Source organism: Paenibacillus sp. P22, from assembly GCF_000469945.2.
GTDB lineage: Bacteria > Bacillota > Bacilli > Paenibacillales > Paenibacillaceae > Paenibacillus_O > Paenibacillus_O humicus.
In genome coordinates, this window is the sequence record NZ_CBRA020000046.1 from 1 (window position 1) to 11,682 (window position 11,682).

The window sequence follows — 11,682 nt, forward strand, 5'->3', positions numbered from 1 at the left end:
CTCGCGCGGCGGCTTCCCGAGGAAGCGCGCCGGGAAGCTGCCGGGGAATGCCCGGCATGCGGCGGATCCGAGCCGATCGGCTCGCCTGCGCCAAGCAAGGCCAGCACTGCATCGGGCATCTCCTGCCGCGCTTGGTGCGCATAGCCGGCTTCCGCCAACGCTTCCGGGCTGCGGAACGGGCGCAGCTGCCAATCCCTCAGCTCGTATACCTGTGCGCCGCTTCCATGAACGATCCGAGGCGAAGTCCGGCCGGACAGATGCAGCTGCCGGATCCGCTCGGTCAGCCGGCTGCGGTAAGCCGGCATGCCGAATACCTCCAGGGCGGCCGCGCCGCTCCTTGCGGCGACAGCCAGCCGCAGCGGCATGTTCGCGGTCAGCTGCGAGACGAGCGCAGCCAGCTCGTATGGATGGCCCGCAGCGGCCAGACGCTCTGCGTTTCCCGTCGCGCGCATGATTTCGGCGAGTCCTCCCGATGCGTACGCGACGACAGGCTTGCCGAACAGCATCCCTTCCAGCGCCGTCATCCCGAAGCCTTCCTCCACAATGCTGGGTACGACCAGAATATCGAGCGCAGGATAGGCGTTGCGGATGTCGGTCTCGAAGGGCAGCCAGCGGAACCGGTCCGCCATGCCGGAGGAAGCCGCCATGCGGATGCATCGCTCCAGATAAGGCGGATTGACCGGATTGCCGGTGACCGCGAATACCGCTTCGGGATGGCTGGCTCCGACATGCAGAGCCATCGCCATGAAGTGGTCGAGGCCTTTGTTCTCATAGAGATGGGAAGCGATGAAGCCGATCAGGCATTGATTTTCGGCCACATTCAGCTGAGCCCTTCGCTTCGCCCGTCTGGAAGTCCAGGTCCATGGCTCGAAATTCGACCCGTCGACCGCCGGATAGAGGACGGCGGACTTTGCGAGCAGGCTAGGGGAATGAATCGGCGACAGGGTCGAGGCGGATATTCCGACCAGCAGGTCGGTATGGGCTTCCATCAGCTCCTGAACGCTGCCGGTCCCTGCCGACGTCCTCATCGTCTCCGTCAAGCACCAGATGACCGGCACTCCCAGCCTCGTCGCCGCGATGGCAGGCAGGGGATGAACGCAGGTGTTGACCCATACCGCATGCGGCTTTACGGCGATGAGAAGACGGTACAGCGCCTCCATGCCGGAGCTGTGGACGCCTCCGGAAACTTCCTCCAGGATGGCCGGGTGGGCTTGATACATGGAATAGTAGATCGGGACAGCGCCTGTGACATGCACCCTGATTCCGGCCGCTCTCGCCCTTGCCGACAGGATGCCTTCCTCGGGCACGGCCAGAATGCATGCAGCCGCTCCGGCCAGCTCTGTCATCGTGAGCAGCAGCAGCTTCTCGGCTCCTGTTATCGCGTCAGGACTGCATATATGGGAGAAGAACAGGATGGTCGGGTTCGAAATCAATTTCTTCACCCCCTTCGGTCGGAAGCCGGCGCATCAGGACGGAAACATCGACGTCAGCATGTAGTTCAGCCGATGCGCGTAGGTATGCTCCTTCATCGTCCGGTGCATGGAGCGCAGCGCGATGTCCTGCCTCTCTTGCTCGTGCTGGAGGTAATAATCGATCTTCTCGACCAATTCCTGAGGCGAGGAATAGGTCGCGATTTCCACTCCCGGCGTGTAGAAGCTGGCCAGGTCTTCCCGTACGTCCGTCAGCTGCAGGGTGCCGCAGGCGGATATTTCGAACGTGCGGGGATTGGGAGAAACCGCCGTGATCATCTCGCTGTTGCTGTTGAACGTTTCGTCGTCATGGGCACGGTGCATGTTGATGACGATCTTCGCTCCGTTGTACGTCGCCGCCGTCTCCAGCGGTCCCATCCAGTGGCCCGCCCGGATGCGGGAGGAGAGGAGCTGATAATCGCGCAGCCGCTCCCACCAGAGACCGGAGATGATAATATCGCGAGTGGCGAGGTACGGAGTGATCTGGTCGAAGAAGTCGACGCGCTTGTGATAAGCGGAACCGACGAAGCTGATTTCCCTGCGGAGGGACAGATCGGGATTGCGGGGGCGGAATTCATCGGGATTGACGCCGAGCGGAAGGTAATGGACGTTGGGGCATCCGAGCCTGCGGTAGAATTCGACGCAGTTTTTCTCCAGCGTAAAGACGAAGTCGTAATGCGGAGCGAGCTTGCGGGTGATGTCGGAATAGTAGGGATCATCCGTGAACCAGACGGCTGTCCGGATGCCGAGCGCCCGGATGGCGTCGACGTTCTCGACCGGAGCCTGCAGGCCGTCCAGGAAGATGACCGCGTCGGGCCGCAGCGTTTCGGCCTGCTGAACGTAATTTTGCAGCGTATCGCTCACGCTGAGCCTCAACGTCATGGAACGGAGCGAGTCGGCGATGGAGGCGTCCAGGGGAGAATACGGATATCCTTTTGCGGTAGCGATAAACATGATATGAAGCGGGAATATGGGAGGCGAATAGCTTACCAGGGAAAGGCCGGCCTCGCATTTGCCGAACCAGCGGCCGTGCTCATGTCCCGTCGCGAAGCCTGCTGCCCTGCCCCTTTCCAGCTCCGGATCCGGAAGCATCGGGGCGACGGGTTGCAGGAAGCGCTTCTTGCTTGCGCGGGAAGGCGCATGCTTGGCTGCGCGCCTGCCCTTGCGCAGGGATTTAACTGCCAACTTTAGTCCTCCTCTTTTGATAGCAGCACTCACGCCGTCAGCCCAGGGGGAGCAGATCCAGAAGATCTCCGACGCGGCGGGCGAAGGTGTGTTCCTGAAGCGTGCGCAGCATCCCTTTCACGGAGACGGCTCTGCGCAGGTCTTCATGAAGAAGATAATGCCTTATTTTGCCGACCAGCTCTCCTGCGTCGGCAAAGGTGTCCAGCTCCTGTCCCGGCACGTAATAACGGCCGAGGTCATCGCGGATATCGGTCATCTGCAGCGTTCCGCAGGCGGAAATTTCATACGTCCTTGGATTGATGGAGGCGCCGCGGAGACCGTGATCGTTGTGGTTGTCGACTCCCGGTTCCGTCGTCCGGTGGATGTTCAGGACGATCCGGGCGCCGTTGTAATAGTTCACCGTCTCCTCGATCGGCATCCAGCCGGGAAGCAGCTGGCAGCTCTTGCGCGCCCTTGGACTCAGACGCTCCCATTCCCCCCCGGCGATGACGACCCTGAGGCCTTGCAGCTGCGGCAGCACCTGATCCAGCAGCCCGATCCGGTTCCAGAAGCCCTGGCCGATGAAGCAAACGTCGCTGCGGTATTTGCGGGGAACCGGCTTGGCATGGTAGACCCCCGTATTGACGCCGAGCGGCGCGTAATGAACTTGCGGATGTCCCAGCCGACGATAGAAATCGACCGCCTCGAGGTCGTGGGTGAAGACGTAATCGTAGCAGAACGCCAGGCTGCTCGTTTCCCTCGTAAAATAGGGATCGTCCGCGAACCAGATGGCGGCCGGTATGCCCAAATTCCGGATCGCTGCGATCTGTGAAGGCTGATCGGCCGGAAACACGTGATGCAAGCCGTTCATGACGAGCACCAGATCCGGCCTGAGCCTCTCCGCGTCAACGAACATGGTGCCGGGACTGCTTACAGCAACCGAGCTGGCGTGCATCGCCAGCGCTTCCTGCACGCCTTGGTCGATCGCCGGAAACCCTTGCGGGACGTACATGACGCTCATGGCTCTTCGCGCTTCGGGCGTCCATACCCGCGCGGCGGATGCCGCAGCCTGGCAGGCGCCGTCCCGGCGGCCTTCCTCCAATCCGATCCGATGCCCCTCCTGCCTTCCCGCTTCAACCGTCCGCGGTACGTGGCTTGGCATGCCGAATGCCTCCCTTCTTGACCTTGCTCTGCTCCTACTATATGTCCGGAGGCCGCTGTCTACTTGGTCTCTTGTCCTCGCGCCGCCAAAAATGGCGGATGACTAGATTAGCAGAATGAACGCCTGCGGCGACGACGCGGGCTGCGTCCCCTGCATCCGGCTGCCGCAACGGATGAATGCCCGTATTGCCGGACAGGAGCCGCCTGGAGCGTTTCGGTCGCCTAAAAAAAAAGCCGCCGGACGGCGGCCTGAAAGCTTTGAAATCAGCCGGGCTGGGTTTCATAGGCGAATTGCAGTCCCTCTTCATAGCCCATGCCGAAGCCAGCCTGATACCCCTCTGTGTACGTCTGCTGGAATCCGGCCTGGAAAGCGGGGCTTCCCTGCATGATCGCCGGCTCCACGAACCCATGGACGGCTCGTCGCCGCGCTGCCGCCTGCCGGCGGCGCGGCCGTTTTGCCGCCGCCGATCGTCTGACGGAACGAGTCTTCTTCTTTGCGGCCGACTTTCCTTTTTTCGCTCCGGCTGCTTTTTTTTCGCCGCCCGAGCGCTGCGGAAGGCAGCCGTTTTCTCACGGCACTTCTTTTTGTCTTCATGAAATATCCTCCTTGGAATCCTTGTAAGCCCTTGTCCCGCCGCATGATTTCATAGACGCTGGTACAGCAGAGGGGGAGCAATAACAGGCAGCCCGGCCGGTAGCAGCGCCGCAGCGGCATCCGCCTCAGGCATCAGGGGCTTAAGATGAAGCCCCCAGCGCTCCGCGGCCGCCGGGTTGAGAACGGTCCTGCGCCGCCCCTCTTCCACATAAGCAAGGGAGCCGTTCAGCCATGCCGCATAGGGCGGTGGAAAATCGCCGGTTGAGCTCTCCCCGTCCAGCGGCAGGGACGGGGCGGACTTCTCGCTTCTCCAGCGGGAAGCCGCGATGCTGGAAGCGATCGTTGCCGCAGCCGGGCGGTAGCGGCTCAGCACGGGCCTTCCCAAGCGGACGGAAGGAAGCTCCCAGCCTCCCTCGATTTTCCAGCGGACTCCCCTCTCCAGCCACCAGACCGTTCCGTCGGCCCCTTCCGCAGCCACTCCGCCTGGATAGAAGGACGCCTCGCCAGCCGGCTTCGCCAGTTCCGGATCCTTCGCCGACGGCGCCCGAAGAACGCCCGCCGGATCCTCCCATTTGGCCTTGTAAAAGAGCCGGTTGCTCTCGGTGATGGCCGTCATGCGGGCTTCCTCCCGCACCGTGACGCTGCCGAAATGATGAATGAAGCAGTCTCCCGCAATGTACAGCCGCAGGCTCAGCAGCCTCGCGCGCAGGCAGAAATCGTCATCCTCGTAGTTTCCTACCTGATAACCCTCGTCGAAGTACCCGATCGCCTCCCACAAGGAGCGGCGCATCAGCATGCAGAAGCCGGTCAGTCTCGCCGTCTCTTTCCAGCGCCGCGAATCCGGCTTGTTGCGGCCCCGAGCCCAGACATCCATCCCCTTGATCGAACGATAGGGAACCTTCACGAGCTGGCTGCCGCTGATGAAGTTGGTGACGGGACCGACGATGCCGGCGAAGGGACTTCGTTCCAGGCAGGCCGTCAGGTTATCCAGCCAGCGCTCCGTCACCAGCGTGTCGTTGTTGAGCAGCAGCAGCCTGTCGCCTCTGGCCATCATGAGGCCGCGGTTGACCGCTCCCGCAAAACCGAGATTGCGGTCCATGACCCGGAAGCGGAGCTTGCCCGGGCCAAGCAGCAGCGAATAGGTTTCCAGCATGGCAGCCGTCCCGTCCGCCGAGGCATTGTCCACGACGATGATTTCGTATGGCTCTGGAGTATGCCTCCGAATGCTGTCCAGGCAGCGGACCAGGTAGTCCCGCTTGTTGTAGGTCGGAATGATGATGCTCGTGCCCGGCCATCGCTGCCCCAAGGCTGCCTTCCCGGCTTCGAAGCCGTGATCGTAGCCTTCCTGCCATCCGGGAGCGTGCGTCTGCGGCGCCTCCTCCGGCGCATCCGCCGCATTTGCCGCTAGGGACGGCATTGCCGGAACTGCTTTCATCGCATTTGATGCGGCTGCTGGAACGGTTCTGGAAGCGCCTCGCCGCCCGCTCACGGAGCTGCGGCCTCCTTGGCCCCGTTCCGGCAGCCGCTCCTGGAGCAGGCTCTCATTTCTGTCCCTCTCCATCCTTCTTGTGCCGGGCTGCTTCAAGAAGAGAATCGAACGTCCCTGCATCCGCCCACCAGCCCTGCAGCATCGCATGCGCCAGCTTGCCTGCGGCCGCGTAGACATTGTTGACGTCCGTGATTTCAAGCTCCCCTCTTCCTGAAGGAGCAATCGCGGAGACGACGTCGAAGACGCTGCCGTCGTAGAGATAGATGCCGGTCACGCTGTAGCTGCAAGCGGGAGCAGCCGGCTTCTCCTCGATTCGGATTATCTTTCCGCCTTCATCGAACACCGGCACCCCGTACCTTTCCGGATCGGGAACTTCCTTGAGCAGAACCATCGCGCTTCCGGCAGGCTCCTTCTCGTATGCCTTCACATAGGGCTCGAGGGAGTCGTCGACCAGATTGTCGCCAAGCAGCATCAGGAACTTCTCTTCCTTGCCGACATAGGGCTTCGCCAGCTCAAGAGCCTGGGCGATGCCTCCGGCCTCCTCCTGGATGAGATAGGTTATCGATGCCCCGTGCCCGCGGCCGCTGCCGAAATACTCGATGAACATTCCCGCCGAGCGGCGGCCCGTAATGAAGAGAATTTCATCCGCTCCCGCCGCCGCGAGCGTATTCACGGCGTAGTGGATCATCGGATAGTTGTACACCGGGAGCAAGTGTTTGTTCATCAGTCCCGTCAGCGGCATCAGCCGGGTACCGGTTCCTCCTGCAAGCAGAATGGCTTTCAACAGACGTTCACTCCTTCTCTTCTTTAAGCAAATGCGCTAATCAGACTCTTTTCCTGCGACATCGCGGCGGCGGTCGTAATCCGGGAAGGCGGATCTCGGCCCGCCTTTCCTTTCTAGAATCCGTACAACGGCTTGGGCGCAGCGGACGCCCTCCTCCGGAAGCGGCTTCCCTGCGCGCGCGCTTCCCGCAGCGGCTGCCGGCGCCGTTACCGTGACCGCCTTCCCCCCTGCCGCCAGCAGCGTCGCCAATGCTTCGGCCGGATCGGCAAGGGCATCCCCTTGAAGCAGCTCCGCGGCTTTGCGGTTCAAAGCGAAAACGGCCCGTTCCATCGACGCGAAGCTGCGCGTCTCTTCTCCGAGCGACCAGTGCATGAAGGCGCTCAGAACCATGGACTTGCTCCAGCTCGAGAACGGGACCGCGCGGCTTGTGCTTGACGGAACCGCGGCACATGGCCGGCGGGAGGAAACGGCTTTGGCAATGAGAGCCTGCGCCGGCAGCCGGGCAAGCGCATCGGCTCCGAGCCCGGCATCCGCATACAGGACGGCATCCTTCTCCGAGGCGGCTGCAAGAACGGAACCAGCCGCCAGCGCTTCATGGACATGAATGGCATCGAGATCGGGATGGCGCACGTCGGCTTCGGACCGGTTCGAAGCTGCTTCAGTCTCCCCGGCTCCGCCAAGCCGGCTGCCTGCACGGTAGAGCATTTCGATGACCGGGCTGAACCCTTTCCGCCGCATGATCTCCGCAGCTTCGGCCAGCTGTCCGGCGTCGCTCCCGGCCACGACAGCGGCGGAGAGAGGCTTCCAGCCGGGATAGACCGCGCTATTGCCCCCGCTGCTGCGATCGCGGGTTGGATTGGTTTTGCTGCTGCGATAGCGGGTTCGGCCGGCTTTGCCGCTTCGAAATCGGGTTGGACCGGCTTTGCTGCCGGCATTGCCTTTTTCGTTCGGGCTTGTCGTTCTGCCGCTGCCGGCTGCCTTTGCCCTGCCGGTCCTTCCATATCCGGACCCTCTGCCGTCCTGTCTCCCTGTCCCCGGACGGACCGTCCTGCCGCCCTGCATCATTCCGTCCCTCCCCCATGTCCGGTTTCCGCACCGTCGGACTCGGGAAGGACAGGAGCTTCTTTATCGGACGCAGCTTGCCTCGACAGCCAAGCGATCGCTTCGAGATGATCCCCGATTATGAGCCGGTGAAGCGGCCTTGACCGCTCGCGCTCGCGGCGCGGCCGGTTGCAGCGGCCGACATCGACCCGGATCGGCAGGACGATCCTCAGTCCCGCCGCTGCCGCCTTGGCGTGGGCAAGAGGCGGAACGAGCAGCGATTCCGATCCGATGACCGACAATGCGCCCCTCGACATCGCGTGGGGGACGGCGGTGAGCGAGGTTCCTTTGAGATCGGGCCGGCCGAGCATCTCATTGAGGGCATGCTTCGCCAGCACGACGGGATGAACCCGGGATGTATGGACAGGACCGGAGTAATCGTTCAAGGCGACATCCGCTCGCCCGCGGGCAATGACATCGACGAACGGCCTCAGCTTGACGGCGGACAGCACCATATCTCCGTCCAGGAACAGAAGGATCTCTCCTTGGGCGGCACGGGCGCCTATGGCGCGTCCGACATCGTGTCCGAGAGGACTCAGGTATCGGATCACCTTGGCGCCGCAGCGTTCGGCTGCTTCCGCAGATCCGTCGGTGGAACCGTTGGCGACGACAATCAGCTCCGTGTGCGGATGGATTCTCGCAGCCTGCTTCAACACGGCGGCAATCGTCCGCCGTTCATTCATGACCGGAATAATGACCGACAAGAAGGGCGGTGCGCCGTCTGAATCGCGGGCTTCCGCTCCGAATGCGTAAGTCGGGCCGGAGGCTGGAAGCTTGCCAGGCGACCGGCGTCCATTCCCGGCCTTTCCCGTACCGGCAGGCCGGACCTTAGCCGCGAAGCCGCCTGGCTTCCCGGCGCCTTCGTTCCTTCGCGGGGCTCCTGCCCCTTCCCGACGTCCGCCTTGGCTTCTGCGTGCGTCTCTCATCATTTCACCTCACTACTTGCCAGCTTATGAGAGAGCGGGAACGATGGCACGGCATTTGTACAGGCGGGATAACCGGGGAGTATAGGAATCAAAAAGAGCTGCGCCGCGTCATCCCGAGATGACGTCCGCACAGCTCTTTCAGCAGCCCATTTAATCGTTTGTCGATTTGTCTTCGAACGAACCATTGAATTCGGCCGTCATCCATTCACCGACTCATCGATCCATTGATCCATCGATTCATCGATCCATCGATCCATCGATCTATCGATTCATCCATCGGCATCGATTTTTCGATTCATTCTTCAATTCATCCATCCCCTGATTTAGGGGGTCATTTATTCATTGAATCCCCTTCACCTCTTGTTCTCTTGTTTCCCCGATCCGCCTCCGGCTCTCCACCCATTACCGGGAAACGGAGACGGCTGCCCGACCGCGTTCAGATCCCTTCCTGCAGCCTGCCGGCGGCGATCCAATCGATTCGGCCCCGGGCATTGCCCTCCTCCTGCGTGCGGATGAGGGTGACTACCGCCTCTGCCGTCAGCTTGGCGCGCACGACAGCGTGGCAATGGGGAACGTCGAGGGAGCAGACGAACGAATATTCGCTGTCCATGAACGGAGTCTGGAGCGGAATGATCAGGTCGATCCTGGCGCGGTCGCGAAAAGCGAACGGAATCGTTCCGTGCTGCACGCCGGCTCCTTTTGGGGACTGCCCTGCTTCGTCATCGGGCGAGGCTGGCCCGTCGTCTGCGGCCAACGCCTGCCGCGGCAGCAGCCGCGCTGTGCCCGGCGCTCGGACGGACAACGCCGAGCTGTAACGGATCTCGCTCACGTCATATCCGGGCTGCTCTTTTTCCGCCGGAAGCTCCTCCGGCTGATCCCCGATCCTGGACAGAGCGGCGTCTGCATCTGATGGCGCAGACGGCTTGAATTCAGCTTCCGGCTCCGTTCCGGCCCAGGGCAGCGTGTCCGAAACGCTCTCCAAGGCAACGCCGTGAAGCCTGACTTTGGGGACTCGGCTTTCCTTGGCCGCCAACGGGACGCGAATAGAAGCGGGAATGTCGTCCAGCCAGTCGATTTCCGATATGTTCGGATTGTCATAGTGGTATAAAGGCTTCGAAGATTGCCTGCCTCTGCCTCCCTGCTGGCTCCTGGCTTTCGGCGCGAGCGGCGCTCCGCCGGGTACATAAGGTTTGCTGCCCTTTGCGGGCCTTCCGTTCGTCTTCATCGTCAAGCTCCTCCACCAATGCATAGTACTGTTATCCTATGCGGCTGCCCGGCAGGCGGATACCATGACGTTGCAAGCAGCCCGGAAATTCAGCTGTCCTCGCTGCGCCAGGCGGCATGCCAGAGCGCGCCCGTGCCCGCTCCTAGCGGCCCGCCCGATGCGATCGCCGCAAGCGTGAACGCCTTGGCCCCCCTTGCCGCCTCCTCCATGTCCAGGCCTCTTGCAAGCAGTGCGGCAAGCGCGGAGGCAATCGTGCAGCCCGTCCCATGGGTATGGACAGTCGGAATGCGCGAAGCTGTCAGCACGACGGGGTCGTTCGGATAAGAGGCGGACAGGAGAACGTCGGCGGCCGCTTCCGTTCCGGCCAGATGGCCGCCTTTAAGAAAGACATGCCTGCACCCGAATCCCAGCATTTCCTTGGAAGCGTCCTTCATCGCCTCAAGGCTTCCAATCTCCCTTTCCTTCAGACCGAGCAAGGCGCAGGCCTCCGGAATATTAGGCGTAACGACTTCCGCCAGAGGCAGAAGCCGCAGGCGGAGCGCTTCAGCCGCATCCTCCCGCAGCAGCGGAGATCCGTGCTTGGAGATCATGACGGGATCGACCACGAGCTTGATGGCCGCGGCCTTCTCCAGCCTGGAAGCTGCCGCATGGATGATCTCCGGCGAGAACAGCATGCCCGTCTTGACGGCATCGGCTCCGATATCGCCCAAGACGGCGTCGAGCTGAGCCTCTACCGCTTCAACCGGAAGGGGGTAGACTCCGTGCACGCCGACCGTATTTTGCGCCGTCACCGCAGTGATGACGCTCATGCCGAATGTGCCGAGCTCCTGGAACGTCTTCAGATCCGCTTGAATGCCCGCGCCTCCACCGGAATCCGAGCCTGCGATCGTCAGCACTTTCCGGATGCCGCCTCCCCGCAGCCCGTCGCCTTGCCCGACAGCAGTCTCTAGCAAAGGAATTCCTCCCTCATCGGAAGGTTTCTGCCAGCCTCCGCGCCGCCTCTGGCCGCTGCCGCGAATCGTTCCGGGGAGAAGGAGGCGATCCATTCCGGCTTCGTTCCATCCAGCAGCTCCCCTACGGCCGCAGCGGTCGCAGGTGCAAGCAGTATGCCGTTTCGGTAATGGCCGGCCGCCACGATGACCTGGGGATGATCGCTCAAGGCGCCGATCATTGGACGCCCGTCGCGTGTGGCCGGCCTCAGCCCGGCCCAGCGCAGCTTTGGTCGCGCGCCTTCCAGGAAAGGGAATATCCGGCTGCTCCACCGCTCCAGCCGCCCGATTCCCTTCTCCGTGACCGAGGCGTCGAATCCGGCAACATCTTCGGAAGCTCCGCATACGAGGGCGTTCCCCGATTTGCCGACCCAATAGGCCTGACTCGAAAACACCATATGCCTGACCGCTCCGTCGGGCACGTCGAAAGCGCAGATCTGACCGCGAATCGGATGAATGGACTCCGGCAAGCCGAACATCACCTCGAATTCCCCGGACCAGGCTCCGGTACAGATCAACAGCCTGTCCGCCTCGTGCTCTCCGGAATAATCGGTCGAGAGAGCGACGGACCGCTCCCCGGAACCGGATGTCCGCAAAGCAAGCTCCCGCAGGCTGCCGGCTCCGCCTATCATCCTGATCCCGGCCAGCCTGCAAGCCTCGGCCAGCGCTGCAGCGAGGCGGGGAGCCTCGACATGGGCTTCGGACGGCGTGTAGATGCCGCCCGCCGCTCCCCGCGCGAGAAGCGGCTCCATGACGGGCGAGCTCGGCGGCGCTCAGCA

General features: G+C 62.6%; 11 protein-coding genes. All 11 read right to left on the reverse strand.

Going from position 1 to position 11,682, the window contains the following annotated elements; all coding sequences use genetic code 11:
• On the reverse strand, nucleotides 1-1,433 hold a 1,433-nt coding region (locus BN871_RS08495; protein WP_048745372.1), incomplete at its 3' end, for a glycosyltransferase family 4 protein.
• A gap of 33 nt (nucleotides 1,434-1,466) precedes the next feature.
• Nucleotides 1,467-2,654 carry a glycosyltransferase gene (locus tag BN871_RS08500; RefSeq protein ID WP_232312913.1) on the reverse strand — a complete coding sequence of 396 codons (1,188 nt, stop codon included), beginning with the start codon at nucleotides 2,652-2,654 and terminating at the stop codon, nucleotides 1,467-1,469.
• Nucleotides 2,655-2,691: 37 nt separating this feature from the next.
• Nucleotides 2,692-3,795: a glycosyltransferase gene (locus BN871_RS08505; protein WP_048745374.1), complete on the reverse strand. Its 1,104-nt coding sequence runs from the start codon at nucleotides 3,793-3,795 to the stop codon at nucleotides 2,692-2,694.
• A gap of 263 nt (nucleotides 3,796-4,058) precedes the next feature.
• Entirely contained in the window at nucleotides 4,059-4,181 is a 123-nt protein-coding gene (locus tag BN871_RS29615; RefSeq protein WP_269745412.1) for a hypothetical protein, read from the reverse strand.
• Nucleotides 4,182-4,438: 257 nt separating this feature from the next.
• Nucleotides 4,439-5,878 (reverse strand): glycosyltransferase family 2 protein, encoded by a 1,440-nt coding sequence (locus BN871_RS08510; RefSeq protein WP_198158026.1) that lies wholly within the window; start codon nucleotides 5,876-5,878, stop codon nucleotides 4,439-4,441.
• A 52-nt stretch (nucleotides 5,879-5,930) separates the two neighbouring features.
• Nucleotides 5,931-6,662: a sugar phosphate nucleotidyltransferase gene (locus BN871_RS08515; protein ID WP_048745377.1), complete on the reverse strand. Its 732-nt coding sequence runs from the start codon at nucleotides 6,660-6,662 to the stop codon at nucleotides 5,931-5,933.
• A 36-nt stretch (nucleotides 6,663-6,698) separates the two neighbouring features.
• Nucleotides 6,699-7,727: a hypothetical protein gene (locus BN871_RS08520; RefSeq protein ID WP_048745378.1), complete on the reverse strand. Its 1,029-nt coding sequence runs from the start codon at nucleotides 7,725-7,727 to the stop codon at nucleotides 6,699-6,701.
• Complete coding sequence (locus tag BN871_RS08525) at nucleotides 7,724-8,467, reverse strand: glycosyltransferase (RefSeq protein WP_269745413.1); 744 nt, start codon at nucleotides 8,465-8,467, stop codon at nucleotides 7,724-7,726. The genes BN871_RS08520 and BN871_RS08525 overlap by 4 nt, the downstream gene beginning before the upstream one ends.
• Before the next feature lie 658 nt (nucleotides 8,468-9,125).
• Nucleotides 9,126-9,914, reverse strand: a complete 789-nt coding sequence (locus BN871_RS08530) for a WIAG-tail domain (RefSeq protein WP_048745379.1) — start codon at nucleotides 9,912-9,914, stop codon at nucleotides 9,126-9,128.
• Between the two features lie 89 nt (nucleotides 9,915-10,003).
• On the reverse strand, nucleotides 10,004-10,867 hold the full coding sequence (gene thiD / locus BN871_RS08535; RefSeq protein ID WP_232312915.1) for a bifunctional hydroxymethylpyrimidine kinase/phosphomethylpyrimidine kinase: 864 nt from the start codon (nucleotides 10,865-10,867) through the stop codon (nucleotides 10,004-10,006).
• On the reverse strand, nucleotides 10,861-11,655 hold the full coding sequence (locus tag BN871_RS08540; RefSeq protein WP_048745381.1) for an FAD-dependent oxidoreductase: 795 nt from the start codon (nucleotides 11,653-11,655) through the stop codon (nucleotides 10,861-10,863). The genes thiD and BN871_RS08540 overlap by 7 nt, the downstream gene beginning before the upstream one ends.
• Between the last annotated feature and the right edge of the window lie 27 nt (nucleotides 11,656-11,682).